At 65.7% G+C, this 26,129-nt stretch carries 31 protein-coding genes; 10 read left to right on the top strand and 21 right to left on the bottom strand.

Translation table 11 applies throughout. The features are described from left to right. Positions 1-3: 3 nt before the first annotated feature. Together K3172_RS00885 and K3172_RS00890 are read right to left on the bottom strand one after the other, a co-directional pair. Positions 4-1,155, bottom strand: coding sequence for a DUF1501 domain-containing protein (locus K3172_RS00885; RefSeq protein ID WP_221586602.1), 1,152 nt, complete (start codon positions 1,153-1,155; stop codon positions 4-6). A 5-nt stretch (positions 1,156-1,160) separates the two neighbouring features. Beyond that, positions 1,161-2,573, bottom strand: coding sequence for a DUF1800 domain-containing protein (locus K3172_RS00890; RefSeq protein ID WP_221586603.1), 1,413 nt, complete (start codon positions 2,571-2,573; stop codon positions 1,161-1,163). Between the two features lie 193 nt (positions 2,574-2,766). Here K3172_RS00890 and K3172_RS00895 point away from each other — a divergent pair, with 193 nt between their 5' ends. After that, positions 2,767-3,471: a DUF3592 domain-containing protein gene (locus K3172_RS00895; protein WP_221586604.1), complete on the top strand. Its 705-nt coding sequence runs from the start codon at positions 2,767-2,769 to the stop codon at positions 3,469-3,471. On the opposite strand, the gene K3172_RS00900 is transcribed toward K3172_RS00895, so the two are convergent. Then, complete coding sequence (locus K3172_RS00900) at positions 3,468-4,604, bottom strand: aminotransferase class V-fold PLP-dependent enzyme (protein WP_345725563.1); 1,137 nt, start codon at positions 4,602-4,604, stop codon at positions 3,468-3,470. The genes K3172_RS00895 and K3172_RS00900 overlap by 4 nt on opposite strands. A gap of 4 nt (positions 4,605-4,608) precedes the next feature. After that, complete coding sequence (locus K3172_RS00905; RefSeq protein WP_221586605.1) at positions 4,609-6,870, bottom strand: NADP-dependent malic enzyme; 2,262 nt, start codon at positions 6,868-6,870, stop codon at positions 4,609-4,611. Between the two features lie 113 nt (positions 6,871-6,983). Between K3172_RS00905 and mutS the strand changes: the two genes are divergently transcribed. Genes mutS through K3172_RS00920 form a run of 3 tightly spaced genes read left to right on the top strand, consistent with a single transcriptional unit; the run spans position 6,984 to position 10,430 of the window. Next, a complete protein-coding gene (gene mutS / locus K3172_RS00910) occupies positions 6,984-9,608 on the top strand; it encodes a DNA mismatch repair protein MutS (RefSeq protein ID WP_221586606.1) in 2,625 nt (874 codons plus the stop codon). 25 nt (positions 9,609-9,633) lie between these two features. Further along, positions 9,634-9,996, top strand: coding sequence for a hypothetical protein (locus tag K3172_RS00915; RefSeq protein ID WP_221586607.1), 363 nt, complete (start codon positions 9,634-9,636; stop codon positions 9,994-9,996). Between the two features lie 35 nt (positions 9,997-10,031). Next, a complete protein-coding gene (locus K3172_RS00920) occupies positions 10,032-10,430 on the top strand; it encodes a YidH family protein (protein ID WP_221586608.1) in 399 nt (132 codons plus the stop codon). Here K3172_RS00920 and K3172_RS00925 read toward each other — a convergent pair. Genes K3172_RS00925 through gluQRS form a run of 5 tightly spaced genes read right to left on the bottom strand, consistent with a single transcriptional unit; the run spans position 10,427 to position 13,418 of the window. Next, positions 10,427-10,768, bottom strand: coding sequence for a hypothetical protein (locus K3172_RS00925; protein ID WP_221586609.1), 342 nt, complete (start codon positions 10,766-10,768; stop codon positions 10,427-10,429). The genes K3172_RS00920 and K3172_RS00925 overlap by 4 nt on opposite strands. A gap of 48 nt (positions 10,769-10,816) precedes the next feature. After that, the gene (locus K3172_RS00930; protein ID WP_221586610.1) at positions 10,817-11,689 is read right to left on the bottom strand and encodes a 3-hydroxyacyl-CoA dehydrogenase NAD-binding domain-containing protein; all 873 of its coding nucleotides are present in this window, start codon (positions 11,687-11,689) and stop codon (positions 10,817-10,819) included. Positions 11,690-11,749: 60 nt separating this feature from the next. After that, complete coding sequence (locus K3172_RS00935) at positions 11,750-12,328, bottom strand: cob(I)yrinic acid a,c-diamide adenosyltransferase (RefSeq protein ID WP_221586611.1); 579 nt, start codon at positions 12,326-12,328, stop codon at positions 11,750-11,752. 16 nt (positions 12,329-12,344) lie between these two features. Further along, positions 12,345-12,575 carry a hypothetical protein gene (locus K3172_RS00940; protein WP_221586612.1) on the bottom strand — a complete coding sequence of 77 codons (231 nt, stop codon included), beginning with the start codon at positions 12,573-12,575 and terminating at the stop codon, positions 12,345-12,347. 12 nt (positions 12,576-12,587) lie between these two features. After that, the gene (gluQRS, locus tag K3172_RS00945) at positions 12,588-13,418 is read right to left on the bottom strand and encodes a tRNA glutamyl-Q(34) synthetase GluQRS (protein ID WP_221586613.1); all 831 of its coding nucleotides are present in this window, start codon (positions 13,416-13,418) and stop codon (positions 12,588-12,590) included. A 101-nt stretch (positions 13,419-13,519) separates the two neighbouring features. On the opposite strand from gluQRS, the gene K3172_RS00950 reads away from it, so the two are divergent. Continuing rightward, on the top strand, positions 13,520-14,128 hold the full coding sequence (locus K3172_RS00950; RefSeq protein ID WP_221586614.1) for an HNH endonuclease: 609 nt from the start codon (positions 13,520-13,522) through the stop codon (positions 14,126-14,128). Position 14,129: 1 nt separating this feature from the next. Here K3172_RS00950 and kynU read toward each other — a convergent pair whose 3' ends face one another. The 7 genes from kynU to dksA all read right to left on the bottom strand — a co-directional run bounded on the left by kynU (position 14,130) and on the right by dksA (position 19,694). Continuing rightward, complete coding sequence (gene kynU / locus K3172_RS00955; protein ID WP_221586615.1) at positions 14,130-15,347, bottom strand: kynureninase; 1,218 nt, start codon at positions 15,345-15,347, stop codon at positions 14,130-14,132. Beyond that, on the bottom strand, positions 15,340-15,990 hold the full coding sequence (gene kynB / locus K3172_RS00960; protein WP_221586616.1) for an arylformamidase: 651 nt from the start codon (positions 15,988-15,990) through the stop codon (positions 15,340-15,342). Before kynB ends, kynU begins: the two co-directional genes overlap by 8 nt. Continuing rightward, a complete protein-coding gene (locus tag K3172_RS00965; RefSeq protein ID WP_221586617.1) occupies positions 15,987-16,778 on the bottom strand; it encodes a tryptophan 2,3-dioxygenase in 792 nt (263 codons plus the stop codon). Before K3172_RS00965 ends, kynB begins: the two co-directional genes overlap by 4 nt. A gap of 36 nt (positions 16,779-16,814) precedes the next feature. Further along, the gene (locus K3172_RS00970; protein ID WP_221586618.1) at positions 16,815-17,234 is read right to left on the bottom strand and encodes a DUF4112 domain-containing protein; all 420 of its coding nucleotides are present in this window, start codon (positions 17,232-17,234) and stop codon (positions 16,815-16,817) included. A 5-nt stretch (positions 17,235-17,239) separates the two neighbouring features. Further along, a complete protein-coding gene (locus K3172_RS00975) occupies positions 17,240-18,709 on the bottom strand; it encodes an ABC transporter substrate-binding protein (protein ID WP_247717887.1) in 1,470 nt (489 codons plus the stop codon). Positions 18,710-18,755: 46 nt separating this feature from the next. Continuing rightward, positions 18,756-19,100, bottom strand: a complete 345-nt coding sequence (locus K3172_RS00980; RefSeq protein ID WP_345725564.1) for a PilZ domain-containing protein — start codon at positions 19,098-19,100, stop codon at positions 18,756-18,758. A 132-nt stretch (positions 19,101-19,232) separates the two neighbouring features. Then, positions 19,233-19,694, bottom strand: a complete 462-nt coding sequence (gene dksA, locus K3172_RS00985) for an RNA polymerase-binding protein DksA (RefSeq protein WP_221586620.1) — start codon at positions 19,692-19,694, stop codon at positions 19,233-19,235. A gap of 284 nt (positions 19,695-19,978) precedes the next feature. Between dksA and K3172_RS00990 the strand changes: the two genes are divergently transcribed. Further along, positions 19,979-20,308 (top strand): hypothetical protein, encoded by a 330-nt coding sequence (locus tag K3172_RS00990; RefSeq protein WP_221586621.1) that lies wholly within the window; start codon positions 19,979-19,981, stop codon positions 20,306-20,308. A gap of 6 nt (positions 20,309-20,314) precedes the next feature. Here K3172_RS00990 and K3172_RS00995 read toward each other — a convergent pair whose 3' ends face one another. From K3172_RS00995 to K3172_RS01010, 5 genes are read right to left on the bottom strand one after another with little or no spacing between them, the layout of a single operon-like run. Next, positions 20,315-21,451 carry a GNAT family N-acetyltransferase gene (locus K3172_RS00995; protein WP_345725565.1) on the bottom strand — a complete coding sequence of 379 codons (1,137 nt, stop codon included), beginning with the start codon at positions 21,449-21,451 and terminating at the stop codon, positions 20,315-20,317. Beyond that, positions 21,448-22,218, bottom strand: coding sequence for a glycerophosphodiester phosphodiesterase family protein (locus K3172_RS15420; protein WP_247717889.1), 771 nt, complete (start codon positions 22,216-22,218; stop codon positions 21,448-21,450). The genes K3172_RS00995 and K3172_RS15420 overlap by 4 nt, the downstream gene beginning before the upstream one ends. Further along, complete coding sequence (locus K3172_RS01000) at positions 22,193-22,648, bottom strand: RidA family protein (protein ID WP_221586623.1); 456 nt, start codon at positions 22,646-22,648, stop codon at positions 22,193-22,195. The genes K3172_RS15420 and K3172_RS01000 overlap by 26 nt, the downstream gene beginning before the upstream one ends. Further along, positions 22,645-23,274, bottom strand: a complete 630-nt coding sequence (locus K3172_RS01005) for an HAD family hydrolase (protein WP_221586624.1) — start codon at positions 23,272-23,274, stop codon at positions 22,645-22,647. The genes K3172_RS01000 and K3172_RS01005 overlap by 4 nt, the downstream gene beginning before the upstream one ends. Then, complete coding sequence (locus K3172_RS01010) at positions 23,271-23,561, bottom strand: DUF3572 family protein (protein WP_345725566.1); 291 nt, start codon at positions 23,559-23,561, stop codon at positions 23,271-23,273. Before K3172_RS01010 ends, K3172_RS01005 begins: the two co-directional genes overlap by 4 nt. A gap of 49 nt (positions 23,562-23,610) precedes the next feature. Between K3172_RS01010 and K3172_RS01015 the strand changes: the two genes are divergently transcribed. The 4 genes from K3172_RS01015 to K3172_RS01030 all read left to right on the top strand — a co-directional run bounded on the left by K3172_RS01015 (position 23,611) and on the right by K3172_RS01030 (position 26,083). Further along, a complete protein-coding gene (locus tag K3172_RS01015) occupies positions 23,611-23,979 on the top strand; it encodes a response regulator (protein WP_221586625.1) in 369 nt (122 codons plus the stop codon). 121 nt (positions 23,980-24,100) lie between these two features. Continuing rightward, complete coding sequence (locus K3172_RS01020; RefSeq protein ID WP_221586626.1) at positions 24,101-24,343, top strand: acyl carrier protein; 243 nt, start codon at positions 24,101-24,103, stop codon at positions 24,341-24,343. Continuing rightward, positions 24,343-25,593 (top strand): serine palmitoyltransferase, encoded by a 1,251-nt coding sequence (gene spt / locus K3172_RS01025; protein ID WP_221586627.1) that lies wholly within the window; start codon positions 24,343-24,345, stop codon positions 25,591-25,593. Before K3172_RS01020 ends, spt begins: the two co-directional genes overlap by 1 nt. A gap of 58 nt (positions 25,594-25,651) precedes the next feature. Further along, positions 25,652-26,083, top strand: coding sequence for an OsmC family protein (locus K3172_RS01030; RefSeq protein WP_221586628.1), 432 nt, complete (start codon positions 25,652-25,654; stop codon positions 26,081-26,083). Positions 26,084-26,129 lie beyond the last annotated feature (46 nt).

Below are 26,129 nucleotides of genomic sequence, written 5' to 3' on the forward strand. Positions count from 1 at the left end.
TGATCAGGCGACCAGCCCATCCACCGTGGCGGGCGTGCCGAACAGCGTCTTCCCGGTCCTTTCGGGATCCAGCCCGAATGTCTGCGCCGCTGCACTGGCGATCAGGTTTTCGAGCGACATGGTCGGGCGCAGGTCGCGCGCCTCCAGCAGGTCCTGCTGGCGAAGGCCCGGCCAGTCGGACACGATCCTGCCGCCGCGGACCGCGCCGCCGAGCAGCAGCGCCACCGAGCCGGTGCCGTGATCGGTCCCCGCTGTGCCGTTGAACGCGGCGGTTCGGCCGAATTCCGTCGCCACGACGACCACGGTGTCGTTCCACACCGTGCCCAGCCCTTCCTGCAGGCCCGCGATCATCCGGTCGAGCTGGGTCAGCTTGCCACCAAGGCGCGGTGCCTGTGCAAGGTGCGTGTCCCAGCCGTCGATCTCCAGCATGGCGATGCGCGGCCCGTCGGCCTTGGCGAGGAACCCGGCGGCAATCTTGCCGAGCGCGGCGGGGCCGTCCTTTTCGTTGCCGTCGGGCACGAGATCCTGCGTCGCCATCGCCGCCTGCCATGCCGCTGCCAGCGCGGGATCGGAGGCGTAAAGCTCGCCGGCCCGCGCAATCACGTCTGAGCTGCCGATATGAAGATAGGATGGCGCAAAGCTAGTCGCGCTCGCCGGACCGCGCAGGGCCAGCGGCATCACCGGCGCGATCGCGACGCCGCCCGGACCGGTTGCGGGGATCATACCGACCAGCCGGTTGAGCCAGCCGTCGTCGCGAGCGTAAGGTTCGCTCGCCCCGTTCTCGAGCAGGTTCTGCGCATCGAAATGCGACCGTTCGCGATAGCGCGAAGCGACCGCGTGGACGAAACTTGCCTCACCCTTCCGGTAAAGCGCAGCGACATTTGCCAGCGAGGGATGGAGCGCGAAGGTGCCATCGAGCTTCACCAAGCCATCGGGCATCGCCGCATCGCGTCCGCGCAACTGGACGAGCGCGGGATCACCGAAGGGGATCAGCGTATTCAACCCGTCCGCGGCGCCGCGCTGGATGATGAAGACGAAGCGACGTTGCATATCGGTTTCCGCGAACAGCTGCCCCGCCGGGAAGGCGAGAGTAGCGGCGAGACCGCCGCCGATGGCCAGGACGCTCCTGCGCCGGATGGGTATCGAAGCGGGCATGGCTACTACCTCCGCATGAATTCGGGCGACACGAGCAGGAGCGCCAGCGAGGAGGCGAGGCTCTCCGCGCGTTCGAGCTGCAGCGTCGTTTCGGGTTTGAGCGATGCCGGGAGGAGCTGTCCCGCCAGCGCGACCGTATCGCCCTTGTCGGGCTGGCTGTCGGCGAGCCTCTGCGCTACACCGATCCGCCGCATCAGCGCGTCGGCGCCGATCCATTGCGCAGCCTGGTCGCTCCAGCCGGCAGGCGACTTGGGCCGCCAGACGGCCTGCCCCAGCTCGTCGAATACCTGCGCGAAGGCGATACCTTCGATCTTTTCGCGGTCGAGCGCGCGCATCGCGGACAGGGTCCATTCCCAAGGGGGCTTGAATTTCAGCGGCTGCGGCGCCCAGCACTCTTCGCTTTCCGCGAGCACGCGATAGAGCGCGGGCAGGCGGCCACCGGACTCGAGGAACTTCGCTTCCAGCCGCTCGACCAGCGCCGGCGGCGGCTCGTCCCCGGCGAAGTGGCGCGCGAGCTTGGTCGCGACGAAACGCGCAGTAGCGGGGTGCGCGGCAAAATCGGAAAGGATCGCAGCGGCCTGCTCCTCGCCTGCGGCGCGATAGGTCTTGCCCATGATCCGGCGGTCGCCCGGCTCGTGCTGGCCGTCACGAAACGCAAAGGCGAGGCGGGCGCCGCCCTTGCCCCGCGCATCGAGGCCGCCGGCGGTCCAGCCGGTCAGCGCCTTGGCGAACTCGGTGACGTCGGCCTGCGAATAGCCCGAGCGCACGCCGAGCGTGTGCAGTTCCATGATCTCGCGTGCGAGGTTTTCGTTGAGGCCGCGATCGCGGTCCTCGTCGCGGTTCCGCGCGCGCTTTGCCGCAAGGCTATTCGGCCCGATCGAGCGGTCCTGGTTGAGATAGATCAGCATCGCCGGGTGGCGCGCCACCGCGAACAGCATGTCTTCGAACCGGCCCATCACATGCGGGCGGATCGCCTCGTTCTCGTAAGGCAGCGCCAGCGCGGACAGCACGCCGTCGTCGGCCGAAATGCAAAAATGGTTGGACCAGAAATGGACGATCCGCTCGAGAAAGGGCGTTTCAGTGACAAGCGCAGTGCGCACGCGCGCGTCGACCGCGTCGCGATAGGCGGCGTAGGCCTCTTCCCCGAAGTCGCGGCGCACGGCGCGCTTGGCTTCGACGATGGCGCTGCGTTTGGCATCGGGCATCTCGGCGCCCACTTCCGCCAGCCGCACGCGGGATTCCGCGACCAGCCGATTGCCTTCGGCATGCACATTGGCCTCAGCGGGAAGCGTTTCGTAGCGTTCGAGCTGGTCGAGCACCCAGGCCATCGGGCGATCGGGCGCCTGATCGCCCGGGCGCGCGCCGAGGCCGAAGCGGTTGAGCGCGATTGCCGGGCGGGAATATTCAAGCTGGGCCATGCGGTACTCCTATGGCTCACAACCTGCACGCAGGATGACCGGTTCCTTCAGCCAGCCGCGATCTTGGGTCCTGTCGCAGATTCCTTCACGGGCGCCCGGACGCTCGCTTTGGCGATTGCCACCCGAGACCGGCACGTTAGTCAATTGTGAAGCGATCTTGTGGCACCTAAGCCTCTGAGCCGGAAGGGATTCCATGTCCAAGTTCGTGTTCCGGGCAGGACTGTTCTTCGCGGTGGCGGGGGCGTTGGCACTCGCCCTGGGCCTTTTCATCCTCCGCGATCAGCTGCTGTTCGGCCGAGAGGCGATCCATACATACGGCAAGGTGGTCGGCTATGTGGAGCGCGAAGGGGACAAGGGACCGGTGCTCACCCCGCAGATCGCATGGAAGGATGCAAACGGCGTCACCCATCGATTTACCGCGCAGATCGCCAGCCGCACGCCGATCTACGCCGTCGGGCAACCGGTGGAAATCGCCTACCGGACGGCCGAACCGGGCAAGGCACGGCTGACGTCCTTCTGGCCACGCTGGTCTGGCAGCTTCATTACGATGACGCTGGGTCTCACCTTCCTGGCAACCGGATGCATGCTGATGTGGATTTATCGATCACACAGGCGCCGCATCGCCCATTTCTTGCAGAACGGGGTACCGATCGAGGCCCGGTTTCTCTACGCCCTGACCGACCGCTCGATCCGCAGCGGCGGCGAGCACCCTTGGCGGATCGTCTGCACCGCCCCTGATCCAGCCACGGGCGGAAAGCGAAACTTCAAGAGCGAGCCGGTCTGGACGCATCCCTCGACGCTCGAACAGGCACGGTTCCGCGTGCTGCTGGATCCTGCAAACTCGCGCCTCTATCAGGTCGACCTGTCGCAGCTCATTCCTGCGGAAGACTGCGTCTAACCCAAGCACTCCGACAGTGTGGCGAGAAGCGCGTCGCTGTCTTCCGGCGTATTGTAGAGGTGCGGCGTCACCCTGAGCGACGCGCCGCGCAGCGAGACATGCACCTGGCGCGCGGCGAGCCGATCGGTCAGGTCGGCAGGCCGATCGTCGGGCAGGTCGAGCGAAAGGAAATGCGCCGCCCGCGTGCCGATGGGTGCCGAGCTGAGCCCGAAAGCCGCCGCCCCGTCCGCAATCGCCTGCGTTTTTCCGGCGAGCGTTTCGGCGATCGCCTCCATGCCGAATTCGAGCAGGAAATCGAATGCCGCGACCGCCCCGTTGAGCAAGGGCGCGTTGGACTTTTCGCCCATGTCGAAGCGCCGCGCGCCGGGCTGGAAATCGCTGCGGTAATCGACCAGCCGCGAAAAATCTTCCGAGCCTGCGCGGTTGATCCAATTGTGTTCGAGCGGCTGGCCATGGTGATGCTTCGGATCGACATAGAGCATGCCGATCCCGTACGGCCCCATCAGCCATTTGTAGCAGGCGGCGACCGCGAAGTCGGGGCGCACGGCGGCGAAATCGACCGGCATCGCGCCGAGCGATTGCGTCAAGTCGAGCACCAGCGCCGCGCCCACCTGGCGGCATTTCTCGCCGACCGCGACCAGATCCACCACGCGTCCGTCGGCCCAATGGCAATTGGGCACAGCGACGATGGCGGTATCGGGGCCGATCGCGTCGAGTACCGCCTCGCTCCAGCAGCTTTGCGAAGGGCGCCGCACGGCGATGACCTCGCCGCCGTTGCGGGCTGCCAGCTCCTGCCAGGCATAGACGTTGGACGGGAACTGATCCGCCAGCGTCACGATCCGCTGCCCCTTGCCGAGCGGCAGGTTCGCAGCCGCGATTGCCAGAGCGTAGCTCACCGAGGGGACCACCGCGAGGCTATCGGCCGCGACACCGGCGAGTTGCGCCGCGCGGCTGCGGAACGCCTCGACCGACGTGAAGAAGTCCGCCGGGCGATAGGCCCACGGCCGCTCTTTCAGCCGAGCACCCCCCACCATCGCCGCGCTCACGCTATCCGCCAGCGGCGCCATGTAGGCGCAGTTGAGGTAATGCACCTCCTCCGGGATCGTGAAGCGATGGCGTTGCGACAAGATCACCGCGTCAGCCCACCACCCCGGCACTCGCCAGCACTGCCAGCGTCAGGATATCCGGCGCGATCGAGGTCATCGGGGCAATCTGCACCGGCTTTTCCATCCCGATCATCATCGGCCCGACCATGGTTTCGCCCGCCAGCTCGCGGAGAAGCTTGGCCGACAGGTTGGCCGATTGCAGGCCGGGCATGATCAGCACATTCGCCGGGCCGGAGAGGCGGCTGAAGGGATAGAGCTTCATCACGGTCGGGTTGAGGGCGGCATCGGGCGCCATTTCACCTTCGTATTCGAAGCCCGGCTCCTCTGCATCGAGGATCGCCACCGCATCGCGAATATTGTCGAGCCACTGGCCCGACGGGTTGCCGAACGTCGAATAGGACAGGAACGCGACCCGCGGCTCGTGCCCCATGCGCCGAGCGACGGCGGCGCTCTCCTTGGCGATATGTGCCAGCTGCTCGGATGTCGGGCGCTCGTTGATCGTCGTGTCGGCGAGGAAGACCGTGCTGTTCTTGCCGATCATCATGTGCATGCCGAAGGGCACCGCGCCGGGCTTCGGATCGAGCACACGGCCGACCTCGCGTGCAGTCTGAGCGAAAGTCCGCGTCAACCCGGAAATCATCGCATCGCCATGGCCCAGCGCCACCAGCAGGGCGGCAAAGACGTTGCGCTCCTGGTTGACCATGCGGCCCACGTCACGCTCGGTATAGCCGCGCCGCTGCAGGCGCTTGTAGAGATAGTCGACCATGCCCGGCACCTTGTCCGACACGGCAGAGTTCTCGATGATCCAGTCGTCGGGGTCGTCCACCGCCAGTTCGACCAGCTTCTCGCGCACCTTTTCGGTCCGGCCGACGAGGATCGGCTCGCCATAGCCGAATTCGCGGTACTGGATCGCCGCGCGCAGGGCGACGTCCTCCTCGGCTTCGGCGAAGACCATGCGCTTGGGATTGGCCTTGGCCTGCTCGTAGATATTGGTGAGCGCGCCGGTCGTCGGGTTCAGCCGCGCTTTCAGCTGATGGCGATAGGCCTCGAAATCCTCGATCGGCGCCTGCGCGACACCACTGTCCATCGCCGCCTTGGCGACCGCACTCGACACGACTTCCATCAGGCGCGGGTCGAACGGTGCGGGAATGATGTATTCCTCACCGAACTGGTGGGTCACGCCGTAGGCCGCCGCCACTTCCTCGGGCACGCGTTCGCGGGCGAGCTCGGCAATGGCGCGGGCGGCGGCGACCTTCATTTCCTCGTTGATCGCGGTTGCCTGCACGTCCAGCGCCCCGCGGAAGATAAAGGGGAAGCCGAGGACGTTGTTGACTTGGTTCGGATAATCCGAGCGGCCGGTGGCGATGATCGCATCCGGGCGCACCGCCTTGGCGTCTTCGGGCATGATCTCGGGCACGGGGTTGGCCATGGCGAAAATGATCGGCTTGTCCGCCATCTTCGCGACCCATTCGGGCTTGAGCGCGCCGGCCGCCGACAGGCCGAGAAAGACGTCCGCGCCTTCGAGCGCCTCTTCGAGGCTGCGCGCCTTCGTCTCCACGGCGTGCGCGCTCTTCCACTGGTCGACGCCCTCGCGGCCGGGATAGATCGGGCCGGAACGGTCGCAGACGATCACGTTCTCGTGTCGCACGCCGACCGACTTGATCAGCGCGGTGCAGGCCAGCGCCGAAGCGCCGGCGCCGTTGACCACCATCTTGACGTCCTTGAGGTTGCGCCCGGTCAGGTGGCAGGCGTTGATCAGGCCGGCGGCAGAGATGATCGCTGTGCCGTGCTGGTCGTCATGCATGACCGGGATGTTCATGCGTTCGCGCAGGGCCTGCTCGATGATGAAGCACTCGGGCGCGGCAATGTCCTCGAGATTGATACCGCCGAAGCTCGGCTCCATCAGCGCGACCGCTTCGATGAACTTGTCCGGGTCTTCGGTGTCGAGCTCGAGGTCGATGGAATCCACGTCGGCGAAGCGCTTGAACAGCACCGCCTTGCCTTCCATCACCGGCTTCGAAGCGAGCGCACCGAGGTTGCCGAGGCCAAGGATGGCCGTCCCGTTCGAAATCACCGCAACGAGGTTGGACCGGGCGGTATAGCGCGCCGCATCCTTGGGGTTTTCCGCAATCGCTTCGACCGGGGCCGCAACGCCGGGCGAGTAAGCGAGGCTGAGATCGCGCTGGGTCGCCATGGGCTTCGACGCGATGATCTCGATCTTACCGGGACGGATCGTCTCGTGGTAGAACAGCGCCTCGCGCCGCTTGAATGCGTTGGTTTCGTCTTCTGACATGCAGACCTCGTTGCAGATTGCGCCCGCCCTAACGCGCTTGTCGGCGGAGCGGTAGGGGAAACCTGCGGCCAGCCGCTTCCCGAATCGGAACCCGCACCGCTACGGCAGTGGCGATGTCCGGCAAGCCTACCCCGATGATGCAGCAGTATCTCGCGCTCAAGCGCGAGGCGGGTGATGCCTTGCTGTTCTATCGCATGGGCGATTTCTTCGAGCTGTTCTTCGACGATGCGAAGATCGCGGCAGGCGTGCTCGACATCGCGCTCACCAGCCGGGGCGAGCATGGCGGCGAGCCCGTGCCGATGTGCGGTGTGCCGGTGCATGCGGCAGAAGGCTATCTCGCGCGGCTGATCAAGGCGGGTTGCCGGGTCGCGATAGCCGAGCAGACTGAAACGCCCGACGAAGCCAAGGCGCGGGCGAAACGTGAAGGTACCCCTTCGTCCAAGGCGCTGGTTGCGCGCGATATCGTGCGTTTCGTGACCGCGGGCACGCTGACCGAAGAGGCACTGCTCGAGCCGCGCCGCGCAAACCTGCTGGTGGCGGTCGCGCCGGTGCGCGACGGCGTGGGGCTGGCGGCCTGCGACATTTCCACCGGACGGATGGAGCTGGAGGAATGCGATCCCGCTGCGCTCGATGCTGCATTGGCCAGACTTGGCGCAAGCGAGGTGGTGGCGCCTGAGGATTGGGACGGCGCAGGCGACGAGATGATCCTCCGCCCGCGCCCCGACTTCCGCAGCGAAGAGGGCGAAGCGCGGCTCAAGGCGATCCACGGCGTGGCGACGCTCGACGGACTGGGCGATTTTTCGCGTCCGATGCTCGCCGCAGCGGGAGGGCTGATCGCCTATCTCGACCACGCCGGACGTGGCAAGTTGCCCTTCCTCCTGCCGCCGGTGGCGCGCGGGTCGGGCGCGCATCTCGCAATGGATGCGGCGACGCGGGCGAGCCTCGAAATCATCGAAGCGCAGGGCGGCGGGCGCGCGGGCAGCCTGATCGCCTGCATCGACCGCTGCGTGACCGGGGCGGGTGCGCGGCAGCTGGCGGAAGATCTCTCGGCGCCCCTCGCCGATCATGGCGCGATCGAGGCGCGGCTGGCCGCGGTGCATCACTTCCATCGCGACCCGCTACTGCGCGCCGATTTGCGCAGCGTGCTGCGGCAAGCACCCGACATCGGACGCGCGCTCGGCCGGCTCGTCGCCGGACGCGGGTCCCCTCGCGATCTTGGCCAGATCCGCGACGGCCTGTCGGAAGCGCGACGCGTGCGCGACATGCTCGCCGCCAGCGCCGACCTGCCCGAATTGCTCGACCGGATGGCTGGCGCGCTCGGCGGCCATGCGGCGCTGGTCGACCACCTCGCCCGCGCGCTAGTCCCATCACCGCCGACCGAGCGCCAGCAGGGCGGCTTCATCGCCAGCGGGTACGACCACGCGCTCGACGCGCTGCGCGAGACCAGCGGGAATGCGCGCAAGGCGATTGCTGCGCTCGAAGCGAAGTATCGCGCCGAGACCGAAACCCCCTCGCTCAAGATCAAGCACAACAAGGTGCTCGGCTATTTCATCGAGGTGCCCGCAAAGCACGGCGACAAGCTGATGGCGGCAGACAGCGGCTTCACCCATCGCCAGACGATGGCGGGCGCGGTGCGCTTCAATTCGCTGGGTCTGCACGAGGAGGCGACGCGGATCGCCGAAGCCGGGGCGCATGCGCTCGCCGCCGAAGAGGCGCATTTCGAGGAGCTGGTGGGCGAGGTCTTCGCCGCGCGCGAGGCGATTGCCGCCACCGCTGCCGCGCTCGCCCGGATCGACGTTTCGGCTGCGCTGGCAGAGCGTGCGGTCGAGGGCGACTGGGCGCGGCCGGAGGTCCTCGACGAGCCCTGCCTCGAGGTGAGCGGCGGGCGGCATCCGGTGGTCGAACAGGCGCTCGCCAAGGCGGGCGAGCGGTTCGTGGCCAACGACTGCTCGCTCGGCCCCGACGACCGGCTGTGGCTGATCGGCGGCCCTAACATGGGCGGCAAGTCGACCTTCCTGCGCCAGAATGCGCTGATCCTGCTGCTGGCACAGGCGGGCAGCTATGTCCCGGCGAGCAGCGCGCGGATCGGCCTGGCGGATCGCCTGTTCAGCCGCGTGGGCGCATCGGACAACCTCGCGCGCGGCCGCTCCACCTTCATGGTCGAAATGGTCGAGACCGCCGCGATCCTCAGCCAAGCGACGGACCGCAGCTTCGTCATCCTCGACGAAGTCGGGCGCGGCACCTCGACCTACGACGGTATGGCGCTCGCCTGGGCCGTGGTCGAGGCGGTTCACGAACAGCTTGGCTGTCGCTGCCTCTTCGCGACGCATTATCACGAGCTCAGCCGGCTCGCCGATACCTGCGACGCGCTGAGCCTGCATCACGTGCGCGCCCGCGAATGGAAGGGCGACCTTGTCCTGCTTCACGAACTGGCCAGCGGTGCAGCGGACCGCAGCTACGGTCTCGACGTGGCGCGGTTGGCGGGCGTACCCAAGCCGGTGCTCAAGCGCGCGAAAGCGGTGCTCGACAAGCTCGAAAAGGGCCGGGCGGAAACGGGCGGTCTGGCCGCGGGACTCGGCGAACTGCCGCTCTTCGCCGCCAGCATCCAGCACGAAGACGTAAAGCCGGATGGTTTACGGGCCGCGCTCGAAAATCTCGATATCGACACCCTTTCTCCCCGCGAAGCGCTTGAAAAATTGTATGAATTGAAGGCCGACGCGACTTCAACGAAGCATTAACCCGCGGGCCGGTAGAATTGCCGGCATGGAAGACGGTCTGTTCACGAAGCAGGGCAAGAAGCTGCTGATGGTCGGGATTTTCCTCGTCGTCGTGGCATCACTTGTCGGTGGCGAGGATAATCCGGGCCTGCTGGCCGAGGTGAGCGAGCAAGAGGCGGGTCTCGATCAGCCGCCGCCCGCCTATCAGGTGCCGCCCGCGGGCCAGATGGCGGTGAGCCAGTCGCCCGTTTCGAGCCCCCGCCCACAGGTACGCCAGGACGATAGCGCGCTCGACGCGTGGTACGCATCGGCCGCTCCGGTCGAGCCGCTGGACCCGCAGCCGGTCGACGAGAGCCACCTGATCGACGACACCCAGCCGTTCGTCAGCGCGGAACCCGAGGTCCGCTAACGGAACAAGCGGATGGTCCGGCCCATTGTCTGGGCATGGCACAGGACGATCCACCGGCGAATCCCGACAAGAGCACAGAATGGGCCGAGCTCCGCACGGACCTTGCCGAGGATCGCAGCATCATGGCGATGGAGCGGACCTTCGCAGGCTGGATGCGCACCGCATTCGCGGCGATCGGCATCGGTCTGGGCTTCAGGGCGCTCTTCGGGGAATGGGATCCAACCTGGCTTCCGAAACTGATCGCCACCATCTTCATACTCGGCGGCGGTTGGCTGGCAGTCACCGCCCAGAGACGCGCCTGCGCAACGCTCGCGCGGTTGGACCCGCATAAGTTCGAAGCCATTTCCACGCCGAACTTCAAAGTTATGGCCTATGCCGTGGCGACCGGGGCGATCGTCCTCAGCATAGGCCTCTGGGTGCTGACCGAAAGCTAGCTGTCGTCGCCGTCGAACTCAGTGTCATGGCCTTCGCCATATTTGCCGGCGTTGTCGTCATGGTTCGGTTCACCGCGAAAGGCGTCCATGTCGATCCGGCCCGAACTCTCCATGTCGCGCATGTGGTCGATGGTGTCCTGGGTGGAATCGCCCATAAGTCCGGAGCTGTTGTCGCTCTTGACGCTTTCGGTCGGTGATCCGGTTTCGCGAGTCAGCGATTGCGCCTGCTCGGCGACTTCCTGCGCCTGGCTGCGGTGATCGTCCTGCTCGTCGTTATGGGTTTCGGGGGCGAGTCCGGCCTGGCGCTGTTCCTGGCTTTCAACCTTGCTGTCGGTCATGCAAAAATCTCCTTTGCCTGACCAACGGTCGGAAAGCCGAACGCGTTCCTAGCGGGTAGGCACAGGGGCCTCGCCCGAATAGTCGTAGAATCCGCGACCGGTCTTGCGGCCGAGCCAGCCGGCCTCGACATATTTCACCAGCAGCGGTGCGGGTCGATACTTGGCGTCACGGGTGGTCTTGTAGAGCACCATGATGATGTCGAGACAGGTGTCGAGCCCGACGAAGTCGGCAAGCTGCAGCGGCCCCATCGGGTGGTTGAGGCCGAGGCGGCAGCCCTTGTCGATATCCTCGATTCCCGCGGTCGACTGGCCGAGGACGAAGATCGCCTCGTTGATCATCGGCAGCAGGATGCGGTTGACGACGAAGCCGGGCTCGTCCTGCGACAACACCACTTCCTTGCCTAGCCCTTCCGCGAAGGCGACGGTCCGTTCGGTGGTCGTCTCCGCGGTGGCGAGGCCGGGGATGACCTCGATCAGGCCCATCACCGGGACCGGATTGAAGAAGTGCAGGCCGATGAAGCGCGCCGGATCGGGCGAATAGTTCGCCATGCGCGTGATCGGGATCGAGCTGGTGTTCGAGGCCATGATCGCATCGGCGGCAAGCACTTCGCCCGCCTTGCCGAAGATCGCCTTCTTGATCTCCTCCTTCTCGGTCGCCGCCTCGATGATGAGCCCTGCGTCCTTCATCGGCGAATAGTCGGCCACCGGGGTGATGCGCTTCAGCGTGGCTTCGGCATCGGCAATCTCGATCTTGCCCTTACCGACCAGCTTGCCGAGCGCCTTATCGATGCCGGCATGGGCCTTTTGCGCAACTTCGAGGTTCACGTCCGCCAGCATCACGTCCATGCCGTTGGCGGCGACGGTCTGGGCAATGCCCGAACCCATCTGGCCCGCGCCGATGATGGCGACCGTGTTGTTCATCGAAAGATCCCTTCGCAAGTGCAGCAAAGCGCGCTGCCTAGCGAGCGGGCGGGCCGCTGGCTAGCGGTTTGCGCCGGGAATCCACTTCACGTCGCCTGCCCCGCCGTCATTGGCGATGCGGGCGAGGACGAAGAGATAGTCCGAGAGGCGGTTGATATAGGCCAGCGCCTGCGGGTTGGTCGGCGTGTCGGTGGCCATCGCGACCATTGCGCGTTCAGCGCGGCGGGTAGCGGCGCGGGCGACATGCAGGCGAGCGGCGGCTTCGCTGCCGCCGGGCAGCACGAAGCTGGTGAGGGGTGCAAGGGTCTCGTTCGCAGCATCGATCGCCTGTTCGAGCCACACGACTTGCGAAGCGACGATGCGCAAGACCATCTCGGACGGCGCGAAGTCCTCGCCCTCGCCCGCCGGCGTTGCAAGATCGGCGCCGAGATCGAAAAGGTCGTTCTGGATGCGGAAAATCGCCTCGGCATGCACCGTGCCCTCGAGCGCCACCGCGGCGAGCCCCAGCGCACTGTTCGCCTCGTCCACCGCGCCAATCGCTTCCATGCGTGGGGCATGCTTGGCGAGGCGCGATCCGTCGACGAGGCCGGTGCTGCCGTCATCACCCGTGCGGGTGTAGATCTTGGTGAGCTTGACCATGCCCCCGGCTGGCCGGTCAGTTGGCGATTGCGAGGATGATCGCGACCACGACGATCGCCAGCGCCTGGTACTTCACGCGGGCGAACATCGCCCGGTTCTGCGCCAGCTGCATCTCGGTCGCGTCGACCTGTTCGCCACTTTCGAGATCGATCTTGGTGCTCTTCAGGAAGGCGACGATGCCGCGCACAAGGCTGACCACCACCATGATCATGATGATGATGAGGACGATTGAGAGGAATGTGTTCATGGTGACCCTGACTTAGGCATTGACCAGCGAAATACCAGACGGAAATCGGTGCAACCGGAGTTGCTCCGCAAGCAACACGCCGTCCTCACCGGCTTGCCGCCGGTGAGCGAGCGAGGCGGAATGGCGGCGTTTCGCGAGCTTCTGCCCGGTCGGGTCGAACAGCAGGCCGTGGTGATGCCAGGTCGGCACGGGCAGGCCGAGCAGTGCCTGCAACACACGATGGACATGCGTTGCGGGAAAAAGATCCTGCCCGCGCGTCACCAGCGTGACCCCGTCGGCCGCATCGTCGAGCGTGGCGGCAAGGTGATAGCTTGCCGGAGCGTCCTTGCGCACGATCACCACGTCGCCGCCCTCGCGAAGATTTGCCACCAATCGCCCGGCCAGCTCGTCCTCCCAGAACAGTTTACCGACCCGGGCCATGGCCTGATCGACGTCGAGCCGGAGGGCCGCTGACTTTTCCGGGTCTACCTGCATGCCGCGGCAGGTACCCGGGTAGATCATCCCCTCGGGCCCCATTCGCGGCTCCAGCGCCTCGATCTCGGCGCGGGTGCAGGTGCAGGGATAGAGCAGTTCGGCATGGAGCAGCTCGCGCGCCGCCTCCTCGTAGCTTTCGAGCCGGGTCGACTGCGCAGGCACCTCCTCCCATTCGAGTCCCAACCATTCGAGGTCGCGGCGGAACTCGTCCGCGAGTTCGGGCCGCGAGCGGGCACCGTCGATATCCTCGATCCGCAGCAGGAACCGCCCTCCACGCTTCCGCGCAATGTCATGCGCGGTGATCGCGGCGAAGGCGTGGCCGAGATGCAGCGAACCATTGGGACTGGGCGCGAAGCGGGTGACGGTCAAACGGGGTCTCGCGGGATAAGCTTGTGGATAGCCTGTCTGTAACAGTCTTGACCCTTTTGTTTGCAAGTGCATTTTCGAGCTTATCGGGGAGGAACGCTATCGTGTTCAGGGCCGAACTGCTGGAACGGGCCGCAAGGTTCCGAAGTACTGCCGAGGATCCGACGCGCAATTTGCAGTCGTGTCCGTCCCTTGTCCTGAATGCCGACTACACCCCGCTATCCTATTACCCGCTCAGCCTGTGGCCTTGGCAGACGGCGATCAAGGCGATCTTCCTCGACCGGGTGGACGTGATCGCCACCTACGACCGCGAGGTCCACTCGCCCTCCCTCGACATGAAGATCCCCAGCGTGATCGCGCTGAAGCAATATGTGCGCCCAAGCGAATTTCCGGCCTTCACCCGCTTCAACGTGTTCCTGCGCGATCGTTTCAGCTGCCAGTTCTGCGGCGACATGGCGAACCTCACCTTCGACCACGTCGTGCCGCGCAGGCTGGGCGGGAAGACGACATGGGAGAACATCGCCACCGCCTGCGCACCGTGCAACCTCAAGAAGGGTGGGCGCACGCCCAAGCAGGCGGGGATGCATCTCTACAGCCAGCCCATCCGCCCGACCCACTGGCAACTGCAACAGCACGGCAAGATGTTCCCACCGAACTACCTCCACGAGACATGGCGCGACTGGCTCTATTGGGACATCGAGCTGGAGGAGTGATTCAGGTCACCGCCGCCCTCTGGCGGAATTCTTCGCGCTGCCATTCGCCGGTCTCGAGTACTTCGGCGACGTGCCGCGCGGCTTCCGCCATGTCCTCGAAGCGCAAATAGGCGGAGGCGAAGCCGAAGCGGAGGATGTCGGGGTCGCGAAAGTCGCCGATGACGCCGCGGGCGATCAGCGCCTGGCAGATGGCGTAGGCCTCTGTGTGGCGGAAGGAGAGCTGGCTGCCGCGCTGCGCGGGGTCGGTCGGGCTGACGAGCTCCAGTTCGACGCCGCTTTCCGAGAGGCACTGGCGGAAAAATTCGGAGAGCGCCTGCGACTTCGCGTGGAGCCGCTCGACCCCGATCTCGGCGATGAGGTCCACGCCGACCTCCAGCGCCGCGAGACCTAGGATGCCGGGCGTTCCGCACAGCAGCCGGTCGACGCCCGGCGCGGGCGCATAATCGTCGCTGAAGGCGAAGGGTCTCGCATGGCCCATCCAGCCGGACAGCGGCTGTGCGACCTCCGCCTGCAGGCGCCCGGCAACGAAGGCATAGGCGGGCGCGCCGGGACCACCGTTCAGATATTTGTAGCCGCAGCCGACCGCAAAATCGGCGTTGCAGTCACTGAGGTCGACCGGCAGCGCGCCGCCCGAATGCGACAGGTCCCACAGCACCAGCGCGCCTGCGTCATGCGCCGCGCGGGTCAGCTCGACCATGTCGAACAGCTCGCCGGTCTTGTAATGCGCATGGGTAAGCAGCAGCAGCGCGACATCCTCGTCCAGTGCCTCGAACAGTCGCTCGCGCGGAGCCAGCCGCCGCTCGGCAAGCCCCTGCTTTTCCAGCCCTTCGATCATGTAGACGTCGGTCGGAAAGTTGCCCGGCTCGCTCAGGACGGTCTTGCGACCGGGGCGCATCGGCAGCGCCGCCGAGATCAGCTTGTAGAGGTTCACCGACACGCTGTCGCAGGCGATCACCTCATGTGGCTGCGCCCCGATCAGCGGCGCGATCTTCGCGCCGACGCGCTGTGGCAGGGTGATCCAGTCGGCGGAATTCCAGCTGCGGATCAGCCCCTCGCCCCACTCGCCCTGCACCACCTCGGCCAGCCGATGCGGCGTCGCCTTCGGCAGGCAGCCGAGCGAATTGCCGTCGAGGTAGATCACGCCCTCGGGCACGAGGAACCGCTCGCGAAAGCCCTTCAGCGGATCGCCTTCGTCGAGGATGCGCGCGCGCTCAAGCATCGGGCAGCTCCCGTAGGATCGCGCGGCACAGCCCGGCATCGCCGCCTGCGATCTTGAGCGGCAGCGCAATGAGCTCGTAGCGTCCCTCCGGCACGCCATCGAGCACCAGCCCTTCGAGGATGCGCATGTCGTGTTCCAGCACCGCCTTGTGCGCGTCCATGGTCTTGGACTCCTGCGGATCGACCGAGGGGGCGTCGGTGCCGACCAGCTTCACACCCTGCAGCGCGAGCCATTCGATCGTTTCGGCGTCGATGGCGGTGAAGCTGATGTCCCACTGGTCATGCGGGAACGCCTCGAAGGTGCGGAACAACACCCGGTCGGCGCTGTCGATATGCGGCAGGTCGCCCACACCGATGCGCCCCCCGCTGACCCCCGTGGCATCCACGACAAGGCACTCGCCGATGTAAGGATCGAGCGCCACACTAGCGATATCCGGCGCAGTCGCCGAATAGTGCAGCGGTGCATCGCCATGCGTGCCCGAATGCGTGCTCATGGTCATCCGCCCGACATTGACCGGCGAGCCGTCCTCCATCTTCCACGTGCGCTCGAAGGCGAATTCGGTATCGCCCGGCCACACGGGCAGCCCGGGACGCAGGGTCTGGGAAATGTCCCAGATCCGCCGCTCGCTGTGCCACGAGCTCATATCGCGGTCCTCACGCTGAGGAGTTCGGGGAAGAATGCCTGTTTCAGCACGCCCGCGAAATAGGGCACGCCCGGCGTGCCGCCGGTGCCGGTCTTGAAGCCGATGATCCGCTCGACCGTCTTCAGGTGACCGAAACGCCAGCGCTGGAAATGGTATTCGAGGTCGACCAACTTCTCCGCCAGCTCGTAAAGGTCCCAATGCTCCTTCGGGTCGCGGTAGCTTTCCGCCCAGGCCGCCTCGACCTCCGGGGAATGCGCCCATGCTTCGCCGACCGGGCGATCGAGCACCTCCTGCGGGATCGCGAAGCCGCGCCGCGCCAGCAGCGCCACCGCCTCCGCATAGATGCTCTTACGGGTCAGTTCGGCGCGCAGCTCCTCCGCCACCGATGGCGTGACTTCATGCATCCGGACCATCTCGGGCTTCCGCCCGCCGAGCAGGAATTCCATCATCCGGTATTGCGCGCTCTGGAACCCGCTCGACTTGCCCAGATGCGGGCGGATGGTCGAGTAGTCGTGCGGGGTCATGGTGCTGAGCACGTCCCAGCTCTGGATCAGCTGCCCCTGCGCGCGCGCAACTCGGGCGAGCATCTTGAAGGCTGGCCGCAAGCGGTCCTCGACGATGCATTCACGCGCCGCCAGCAGTTCGTGAATGCACAGCTTGAGCCAAAGCTCGGAGGCCTGGTGGACGATGATGAACAGCATCTCGTCATGCGCATCCGAAGTCGGGTGCTGCGCCGCGAGGATGCGGTCGAGATCGAGATAGGACCCGTAGGTAACATCTTGCGCCATGCCCGTGGCACTAGCGCGGATCGGTTGCGAACGAAACTACCCCTCGATCACCATCGTCTGGGGATGATGCTTGTCGAGGTGCTTCTTCACGATGCGCAGGTTCTTGCTGTTCGACTTGTAGAACAGGTCGAAGGCGTCGCCCGCCACCGGAATGGCACCGACCGCGCTGTCGAAAGCGATGTTGCCGATCATGCGCCACAGCTTCCAGCGCGGGATGCCGAGGTTCTTCGCTTCCCACACGATGTAGCCGGCCAGCGCCGCCGTCACCGCATCGCCCACCACCGGGATCAGGCCGATGATCGAATCGAGGCCGACGGGGTAACGCGTACCGGGGATGACGAAACTGCGCTCGAGCAATTGCTCCATCGCTTCGATCCGGCGGCGGATCGAATGCGGATCGGTCCCGGTCGGGATTTCGATGCCCATCGGGCGCAGGCGGGTAGGCCGTTCGGTCATGGGCGTTAGATGGGAGCGCGCGTGAGGGGGAACAAGGGATGGACGTTCCAGCGGTTTTCGAGGAAGCCGGTGATGTCCCCGCGCACCAGCGACCAGCGGATCGGCGCGCCCAGCGGGATGTAGATGTTGGCGGCGGTGAGGCTGGCTTCCGCTTCCGAAAGATAGGACGCCTCTTCGGCCAGGTCGCGCGCATCGACGGCGAGGCCGACGAGGTAGTCGACATCTTCCGAACAGACCCGCGGCGAAACCTTGCAATTGAACTGGTTGAGGAACCAGCGCGCGGCGCCATAGCGTGCGATCCGGTCGCGCTGGACCAGATCGGCGTCGGCGCGCGCGTCAGCCCTGATCGCAGCGACGCCGATCGTCGCAAAATCGCGCGCGAGCGCATCGAACAACAGGTCCGAGCCGGGGCCTTCGGGCAGGCCGATCGTGACGGAGGGGGAGCTGCCATTCGCGCTCCGCCACCGCGCTACACGGGCGGAGGCAGTCGCCCGGCGATCGGCAATCGACAGGTCGCTCCACCGTTCTCCGATCGAGCCGTCGTCCCCCGGCAGGCCGGGCGCTACGATCCGTGTCGTCGCGATCCAGCCGCCGATATTGAAGGCCTGCAAGAGGTTCGCCCGGTCGATCGCCATCGCCAGGGCTTCGCGGTTTTCCGGGGTGCCGAGAAATCCGGTCCTGCGGTTGACGTCGAGACCGAACAGACCAAGCGCGGCGTCGAGGCGGATCGTCCCGCGCGACAAGGGGCCGGTATCTGCGAGCGGGAGATATGCGAGCTTGCCGCCGAGGACGAGTTCGTAACGGCCATCGGCAAAGCCCTTCGTCGCAGCCATTGCATCGACCACATCGACGTGCACGGACGCAATCTCATCGTCCCAGCCCGGCTGGAGGGGCAGGCCACGCGCTTCCGGCGGCATCGCATCGAAGACCCGCGCATCGCTCTCCTCATCCTGTGCGCGCAGGGTCATCGGGCCGGTGGGAGACTCGCCGAGGACCAGGCCGAGCTCGGGCTGGGCCAGCAGCTGCAGCAGGTCGGGCATCGGGCTCGACAGGCGGATTTCGATCACGCGGCCCGTCATGGCGCGGATTTCACGGATTTTGGCAAGGTCAAGGCCGAGCGACGTTCCGTCGAGCCGTCGCACCGTCCGCGCGAGATTGTCGCGAACCGCCTGCGCGGTCAGCCGCGACCCGTCGGTAAGGTCGAATTCGCGAATGCGGAAGATGTAGCTCGAACCGTCGTCGGTCACGATCCAGCGTTCGGCGATAGCCGGTAGCACGGAGCCGTCAGCGCCCAGCTTAACGAGGCCCTGCGCCTGCGCTGCGCGAAGGTGCTGGCCGGCGTAATCGAGCCGCAGCCCGGAGGTCGCGACTTCGCCTTCCGGAGCGATGAACGCCACGTCGATCACCCCGTCATCGACGCTGCCTGAACAGGCCGCGAGACCAGCGATGGCAGCGATAAGGGCGAGGATCCGCATGCGGATCGCCTAGCAGCGCGAAACGCGCGCGTCAGCCGTCAGTTTGTCAGATCGCGCGGACGGCGCCGTCACCATGCAAGGAGCCGGTCAGGGCAGCGCGCGCATAGCGGGGCGTTTCATGCTCTCCCTGGGAAACCGGAGCCCGGGCAATGCGCGGGTCGATTTCCTCGTCGAAGGCGATCCCGAAGCGGTTGCCCTGGACCCAGGCGACCGATCCCTTCACATCGCCGATGTTTCGCAGCTTGATCGTCAGGCGCTCGCCCCGGCCGGTGGTCGGGCCGCCTTCCGCCATCATCCCGCCTGCAGACAGGTTGCGGACCTTCACCCGGCTCGTTCCGGGCTGTCCGTCGAACTCGAGCTCGGCGAACAGAAACAGGCTATCTCGCGTCACATTCCTGGTTTCTACCGAAGACATCGTGTGCGCAAACCTCATCCTGGTGCGATGGGCTAGCCACCATGGCAACCCACCGGCGCAAACTAGGCCGCCAGGGGTTAACAGGTCGGTAAATGGCGAGGGTTAATTTCAGTCGTCGCGGGAGATTTTTTCGCGCCGTTCGTGCGCTTCCTGCGCCTCGACGGTCATCGTGGCAACGGGCCGCGCGATCAGGCGCTTCAGCCCGATAGGATCGCCCGTAACCTCGCAATATCCATACTCTCCCGCGTCGATCCGGCGAAGGGCGGAATCGATCTTGGAGATCAGTTTGCGCTGGCGATCGCGGGTCCGCAATTCGATGCCCCAGTCGGTTTCCGACGAAGCACGATCATTAAGATCCGGTTCGCGTATGGGGCCGTCCTGCAACGACTGCAGGGTCTGCCCGGCCGCATTGTGGATCGATTTCTTCCAGTCGAGCAGGAGCACGCGAAAATAGTCGAGCTGGCGCTCGTTCATGTACTCTTCGTCTTCACCGGGAGTGTAGTCGTCGCCAATGGCGGCGCGCGCCTTGGCAAGCCTTTGTTCCGTGTCGCCCTTAGCCTGTGAGGCCATTCGCTATCTCGCCCAAATAATATCCGCTCGGATCGCCGTCGCCCTGCGAGCCCGGATTTTTCCGGTACCCCGACGTTCCGATGGGCGCGGCCTATAAGCAAGCGCCCAAGAGGGCACAAGCGGCAATCCGGTGAGCTGCCAGTTTCCCCACCAAACGTTGCGATCTCGTCGCTTTACCGGGCAAAGCCGCAACTATTTTTGCCGGCGTTAACCTTTTATTGACCATAAAACGCGACCTCTCGGATGTCCGGCAAGGGGAGCCGGCAGCAAACGGGGGAATGACAATGGCACTCACCGGTATCCAGGGTGGCGCTGGCAAGATTATCCAGGGCGAAGCCGCCGCGAAGCTCGTCGCAGACTGTCTCGCGGCCTATGCCAAGGGCAGCATCGAGGCGCTTTACGACCTCGGAGTCGCTTTTTCGACGGGCAGCCACGGCTGCACCGCCGATATGATCGAGGCGCACAAGTGGTTCAACATCGCCGCATCGAAGGGGCACGAGGAAGCCGCATGGTGCCGCGCCGATATTTCCGACGAAATGACCGCCCGCGAAATCGCCGAAGCCCAGCGCCGCGCGCGCGAATGGCTTGCCGAAGGCCAGCGCAAGGCGGCCTGATCCGCCCTACCCCTTCTTGAACGGGGTCCGGGCCTGCAGATAATTCCGGTCGCTCGCAACGCCGGCGCGTTCGCGTTCGAGGAATTCGGCGACCGCTTGGCGGAAACCGGGGTCGGCGATCCAGTGGGCGGAAACGGTTTCGACGGGTTCGTAGCCGCGGGCGAGCTTGTGGCCGCCCTGCGCTCCCGCCTCGACCCGCGAAAGGCCCAGGTCGATCGCCGCGTCGATCGCCTGGTAGTAGCACAGCTCGAAATGCAGGAAGCGGATGTCGCGCGTGCAGCCCCAGTAGCGGCCGTAGAGCGCATTGCCGCCGATGAAATTGAGCGCGCCCGCCACCGGCACACCATGCTGTAGCGCCAAGACCAGCAGCAGCTTCTCTCCCATCCGCTCGCCGAACAGGTCGAAGGCTTCGCGGGTGAGATAGGGCCGCCCCCATTTCCGCGCGCCGGTATCCTGGTAGAAATGCCAGAAGGCGTCCCAATGCTCGGGCCGGATATCGTCGGCGCGCAGCCGCACGATGTCGACCTCGGCCTGCGCCGCCGCACGTTCCTTGCGCAGGTCCTTGCGCTTGCGCGAGGCGAGCGTGGCGAGGAAGTCGTCGAAATTCGCGAAACCGCGATTGTACCAGTGGAACTGGATGTCGGAGCGCAGCATCCAGCCCGCATCCTCGAACAGGCTCTGCTGCTCCGGCTCGATGAAGGTCGCGTGCGCCGAGGAAAACCCGTTCTGCAGGCACAACTGCTCGGCAGCCGACAGCAGGGGCGCGGCGAAGGCGTCGTCCGCAAGCAGCAGGCGCGGCCCGGTCGCGGGTGTGAAGGGCGCGGCGATCTGGAGCTTGGGATAGTAGCGCCCGCCCGCGCGCTCATAGGCATCGGCCCAGCTGTGGTCGAAGACATATTCGCCCTGGCTGTGGCTCTTGAGCCAGGCCGGCATCGCTGCCAGCAGCGGCCCGTCCTCATCGCTGATCACCAGCGGTGCGGCCTGCCAGCCTGTGCCCGGCCCGACACTGCCCGAATCTTCGAGCGCGGTCAGAAATTCGTGCGAAACGAAAGGATTGCCGGAGCCTGCCAGCGCGTTCCACTGGTCCCGGTCGAACGCCCCGACCGAGCCGCCGACCCTTGCCGCGAGGCCGCCATCACTCACGGGATCCCCGCCCCTTCCCAGATCGGCGCATCGGCATGCTCGCGCGCCCGCGCCAGCAGTTCGGGCGAGTTCACCGTCCAAGTGGGCACCGGCATGCCGCTCGCTCGCAAGGCTGCAACCATGGGATTGGGCAGGGCATGGATATGGTAGGCGAGGAAATCGGGGCGCGCGATCCATAACGCGAGATGCCGCTGCCACGCCGCCTGCGTGTAACCCTTGTCGTCCTCGCGCATCACGAGGCCGCGCACCGTCTGCGGTGAATGCCGCCGCAGCCAGCGCGAGACGCGCGGGTCGAAACTCATCACCGCGTGCAGGCCGGCATAGCCATCTAGCGCCGACAGCACCGCCTCGCAGCTGCGCTCGACATCGTAGCCGCGCCGTGACTTGATCTCGATCATCAGCGGCACCTTGCCGGCCACCAGTTCGAGCAAATCGGCGAGCGCGATCGGCGCGTCCTCGCCCTCGAGATAGCTCAGCTTGCGCCACTCGGCTGCGGTCAGGCTGGCGGATTTCTCCGGCCTGCCGATCAGCCGCGCGAAATCCCAGTCGTGGAACACCATCGGCACATCGTCGGCGCTGCGCTGGATATCGCATTCGATGCCCATGCCCGCCTCGATAGCGGCACGGAACGCGCTGGCGGAATTCTCGACCCGCCCGGCGCCATGCAGCCCGCGATGCGCGTAGCTCCACTCGCGCAGCCAGCCGACCCGCTCCGGATCGGGCGGCGGCGCGAGGTAGGAATCAAGCCTTGAGAGCAACGATCGCATCGACCTCGACCGCCGCATTCAGCGGCAAGGCAGGCACGCCGACCGCGCTGCGGGCATGTTTCCCGGCATCGCCGAGCACGTGGAAGAGCAGGTCGGACGCCCCGTTCACCACCTTGGGCTGGTCGGTGAAATCGGGCGTCGAGGCGACGAAACCGCCGAGCTTCACGAAATGCGCGATCCGCTCGATGAGGTGCGCCGCTTCCAGCTGCGCGAGGATCATGAGCGCGCAGGCCCGCGCCGCTTCCTGCCCCTGCTCGAGCGAAACATCCGCCCCCAGCTTGCCCGTGACGAGCTGCCCGTCGACGAAGGGCAGCTGGCCCGAGACATAGGCGGTGTGGCCGTCGACCACCACCGGCACATAGCTGGCGACGGGCGCGGCGGCCTTGGGCAGTTCGAGGCCCAGTTCCCTCAATCGTTCGTGAACGCTCATGCGGTTTCCTTTTCAAGCTGGTCCATCAGCCACGGCAGCGCGTGCTCCCACGTGTCTATCCGCGCGTCGGCATGGCCGGACTGGTGCGCGCAATCGATATGCGGGGCGATCATCGGCTCGCCGCACAGATGGAGGGTCGTGATCGTGCCGATCGTCTCCCGCGCCGACCGGTGGTGCTGCGCGAGATCGTCGATGAAGATGGCCTTCGAGGGGTTGTATTCCGCGAGGATCGACTGGAGCGCCGGTCCTTTCGGCCCTTGGTTGGTGAAGACGCGGGCATGGAGGCCGTGGTCGGCGAGCTGCTCCCGGCGCATTTCCTGTCGCTTGTCGACGAGATTGGTCAGGACCACGACATCGGCATGTTCGGCCAGCGTGTTGATGCCCTCGATCGCGCCGGGGATCGGGGTCTGGCGGTGCATCTCGGTATCGAAGAATCCGCCGAGCTTGCGCCAGATTTCCTCGGGCGCGAGGACCTCGCCGCTGTCCTGCCAGCGCAGCGCACTGGAAAAGTCGTTCCCCTCCATGCGAAACTCGACGTTCTGCGTTTCGGCCAGCCAGTCGCGGAAGGGCGAAACCATGTAGAGCAGGACTTCGTCGCAGTCGGAGATGATCAGCGGGCGGCTCATGCGGCAAGCTCCCGATGGGCGGCGACCAGCGCTGCGGGCGTCGTGCACAGCGCGTCGGCGGCGAGCACGAGGTCGGGCTCGTGATTGGCGAGGAATTCGAGCACGGCGGCGTGCACGCCGCGATCCTCGATTCCGTGACGCAGCCGCTCTGGCGTGAGGCCGGTCAGCAATAGCAGGCGCTCGGCGCGCCGTTCGTCGGCGAGCGCCCAGCCAAGCGCCTCGAGCGCCAGCACCTCGGGCGCGCGGTGTTCGGCGGCGGATTTCGAAGACTCGCGAATAATTGTCACTTCCGATCGTTTTCCATATGGCGCCGGTTGAGCGCAAGGAGAGCCGCACGTGGCAAACAGAATACTCGTTGTCGAGGATAACGATCTCAACCGAAAACTGTTCTGCGACGTGCTGAAGGCCAACGGCTACGAGGTAGTGCCTGTGGCCGACGGTCTCAATGTGCTGGCGACGGCGAAAAAGTTCGCGCCGCATCTCGTCATCATGGATATCCAGTTGCCGAACGTCAGCGGAATCGACCTGATCGCCCAGCTCAAGGCCGATGCGGCGATGGCCGATGTGCCCGTGCTGGCCGTAACCGCCTATGCCGGCAAGGGCGACGAGGAGCGCATCCGCGACGCGGGGGCCGCCGATTACCTCGCCAAGCCGGTTTCCATCGGGCCGTTCATGGCGGCGGTGCGCGCCCTTCTGCCGGGCTGATCGCGCGACGCGCCCGCTCGCGAAAACCTTGACAAAGGCGAGCGGAAACCGCTTTGCCGACCCATTCGTTTTGATCCGCCAACACGCGGGTCGCACCGCATTTGCAGAACTGGACCCATTCATGGACCGTGCCGACGTCGACACCAAGATCCGCTCGCTGATCGAACCCTTCAACAAGAAGGGCATCGAGGTGAAGGAGGAGACGACTTTCCAGAACGATCTCGAGTTCGACAGCCTGACCGTCATGGATTTCGTCGCCGAGATCGAGGACGAGTTCGACATCATCATCTCGATGAACCAGCAGGCCGAGATCGAGAATTACGGCCAGCTGGTCGACACCGTCACCAAGCTGCAGGCCGACTGATGAGCGAAGGCATCATCCAGCCGGACCAGCCGGAAGTTCTTGAAGGCGAAGGCCGCGACCTGTTCTCCAAGTTCGACGACATCATCGCGCTGCGCGAAGGGCTGCTCGCGAGCGGGCAGGAAGACCCGTTCAACCTGGTGATGGAGAAGGTCCTGTCGCCGACCCGCGCGATCTGCAACGGGCGCGACACGATCCTGCTCGGCACCTACAATTACATGGGCATGACCTTCGACCCCGACGTGGTCGAGGCGGGCAAGCAGGCGCTGGCCGATTTCGGTTCGGGCACCACCGGCAGCCGCGTGCTCAACGGCACCTACCAGGGCCACAAGGAAGTCGAGCAGGCGCTCATGGACTTCTACGACATGGACCACGCGATGGTCTTCTCGACCGGCTACCAGGCCAATCTCGGGATCATCAGCACCATCGCCGGCAAGGGCGATTACATCGTCCTCGACATCGATAGCCATGCCAGCATCTGGGACGGCTGCGCGATGGGCCAGGCCGAGGTCGTGCCGTTCAAGCACAACGATATCGAGGCGATGGAAAAGCGCCTCAAGCGCATTCCCGAAGGCGCGGGCAAGCTGGTCGTGCTCGAAGGCGTCTACTCGATGCTCGGCGACGTCGCGCCATTGAAGGAAATGGTCGCGGTCGCCAAGAAATACGGCGCCATGGTGCTGGTCGACGAAGCGCATTCGATGGGCTTCATCGGCGCAAACGGTCGCGGCGTGGTGGAAGATGCGGGCGTCATCGACGATGTCGATTTCATCATCGGCACCTTCTCCAAGAGCGTCGGCACGGTGGGCGGCTTCTGCGTGTCGAACCATCCCAAGTTCGAGATCATGCGGCTCGTCTGCCGCCCCTACGTCTTCACCGCCTCGCTCCCGCCCAGCGTAGTGGCGACGGCCGAAACCTCGATCCGCAAGCTGATGCACGGCTCGAACAAGCGCGCGCATCTGTGGGAGAATTCCAAAGCGCTGCACAAGGGCCTCAAGGATCTCGGCTTCAAGCTCGGGACCGAGGAACCGCAGAGCGCGATCATCGCGGTGATCATGCCCGGCCTCGAAAAGGGCGCGGCGATGTGGGAGGCGCTGATCAAGGGCGGGCTCTACGTGAACCTGGCGCGCCCGCCGGCAACCCCTGCCAACATGACCCTGCTGCGCTGCTCGCTCTGCGCGGAGCATAGCGAAGAGGAAGTCGGCCAGATCCTCTCGATCTTCGAGCAGGCGGGCAAGGCGGTCGGGATCATCTGATCCGGAACACCCGCGCGGCTTCATCGTCTATCTCCCGCAACCAAGGAGATAGATGGCAATGGCAATCGTTAAATCGGGCAGTGCGCGCTACGAAGGACTGGGCAAGGGCGGCAAGGGCCATGTAAGCACCCAGTCGGGCGCGCTGGTCGACCAGCCCTACGGCTTCCAGACCCGGTTCGAGGACAAGCCCGGGACCAATCCGGAAGAACTGATCGCGGCCGCGCATGCGAGCTGCTTCACCATGGCGCTCTCGTTCAAGCTGGCCGAGGCCGGGCACGAGGACGGCACGGTCGAGACCACTGCGAAGGTCAGCCTCGAGAAAGAGGATGGCGGGTTCTCCGTGACCAGGTCGGCGCTGTCGACCAAGGGCACCGTGCCCGGCATGGATCGCGCGAAGTTCGAGGAGCTGGCGGCGGACGCCAAGGCCAATTGCCCGATCTCGAAACTGCTCGATTGCGAGATCACGCTCGAGACGGAATTCGCGGGCTGAGCGGATAAGAAGGCCGGCCGGAGGGTCGCAGAACCGGCCGGCCTTC

Origin of the sequence: Qipengyuania proteolytica, from assembly GCF_019711565.1 — a bacterium.
GTDB classification, from domain to species: domain Bacteria; phylum Pseudomonadota; class Alphaproteobacteria; order Sphingomonadales; family Sphingomonadaceae; genus Qipengyuania; species Qipengyuania proteolytica.

Bases quoted from the DNA above. Each gene is read 5' to 3' on its own strand.
- K3172_RS01030 (WP_221586628.1), top strand. From the start codon at position 25,652: ATGGCAATCGTTAAATCGGGCAGTGCGCGCTACGAAGGACTGGGCAAG.
- K3172_RS00975 (WP_247717887.1), bottom strand. From the start codon at position 18,709: ATGCGGATCCTCGCCCTTATCGCTGCCATCGCTGGTCTCGCGGCCTGT.
- K3172_RS00965 (WP_221586617.1), bottom strand. From the start codon at position 16,778: ATGGCGCAAGATGTTACCTACGGGTCCTATCTCGATCTCGACCGCATC.
- spt (WP_221586627.1), top strand. From the start codon at position 24,343: ATGAGCGAAGGCATCATCCAGCCGGACCAGCCGGAAGTTCTTGAAGGC.
- K3172_RS01000 (WP_221586623.1), bottom strand. From the start codon at position 22,648: ATGAGCGTTCACGAACGATTGAGGGAACTGGGCCTCGAACTGCCCAAG.
- K3172_RS00885 (WP_221586602.1), bottom strand. From the start codon at position 1,155: ATGCCCGCTTCGATACCCATCCGGCGCAGGAGCGTCCTGGCCATCGGC.
- K3172_RS00890 (WP_221586603.1), bottom strand. From the start codon at position 2,573: ATGGCCCAGCTTGAATATTCCCGCCCGGCAATCGCGCTCAACCGCTTC.
- K3172_RS01005 (WP_221586624.1), bottom strand. From the start codon at position 23,274: ATGAGCCGCCCGCTGATCATCTCCGACTGCGACGAAGTCCTGCTCTAC.
- K3172_RS00970 (WP_221586618.1), bottom strand. From the start codon at position 17,234: ATGACCGAACGGCCTACCCGCCTGCGCCCGATGGGCATCGAAATCCCG.
- K3172_RS00990 (WP_221586621.1), top strand. From the start codon at position 19,979: ATGGCACTCACCGGTATCCAGGGTGGCGCTGGCAAGATTATCCAGGGC.
- K3172_RS00895 (WP_221586604.1), top strand. From the start codon at position 2,767: ATGTCCAAGTTCGTGTTCCGGGCAGGACTGTTCTTCGCGGTGGCGGGG.
- K3172_RS01020 (WP_221586626.1), top strand. From the start codon at position 24,101: ATGGACCGTGCCGACGTCGACACCAAGATCCGCTCGCTGATCGAACCC.
- K3172_RS00940 (WP_221586612.1), bottom strand. From the start codon at position 12,575: ATGAACACATTCCTCTCAATCGTCCTCATCATCATCATGATCATGGTG.
- kynU (WP_221586615.1), bottom strand. From the start codon at position 15,347: ATGCTTGAGCGCGCGCGCATCCTCGACGAAGGCGATCCGCTGAAGGGC.
- K3172_RS00930 (WP_221586610.1), bottom strand. From the start codon at position 11,689: ATGAACAACACGGTCGCCATCATCGGCGCGGGCCAGATGGGTTCGGGC.
- K3172_RS15420 (WP_247717889.1), bottom strand. From the start codon at position 22,218: ATGCGATCGTTGCTCTCAAGGCTTGATTCCTACCTCGCGCCGCCGCCC.
- K3172_RS00920 (WP_221586608.1), top strand. From the start codon at position 10,032: ATGGCACAGGACGATCCACCGGCGAATCCCGACAAGAGCACAGAATGG.
- kynB (WP_221586616.1), bottom strand. From the start codon at position 15,990: ATGAGCTCGTGGCACAGCGAGCGGCGGATCTGGGACATTTCCCAGACC.
- K3172_RS00905 (WP_221586605.1), bottom strand. From the start codon at position 6,870: ATGTCAGAAGACGAAACCAACGCATTCAAGCGGCGCGAGGCGCTGTTC.
- mutS (WP_221586606.1), top strand. From the start codon at position 6,984: ATGTCCGGCAAGCCTACCCCGATGATGCAGCAGTATCTCGCGCTCAAG.
- K3172_RS00925 (WP_221586609.1), bottom strand. From the start codon at position 10,768: ATGACCGACAGCAAGGTTGAAAGCCAGGAACAGCGCCAGGCCGGACTC.
- dksA (WP_221586620.1), bottom strand. From the start codon at position 19,694: ATGGCCTCACAGGCTAAGGGCGACACGGAACAAAGGCTTGCCAAGGCG.
- K3172_RS00935 (WP_221586611.1), bottom strand. From the start codon at position 12,328: ATGGTCAAGCTCACCAAGATCTACACCCGCACGGGTGATGACGGCAGC.
- K3172_RS00915 (WP_221586607.1), top strand. From the start codon at position 9,634: ATGGAAGACGGTCTGTTCACGAAGCAGGGCAAGAAGCTGCTGATGGTC.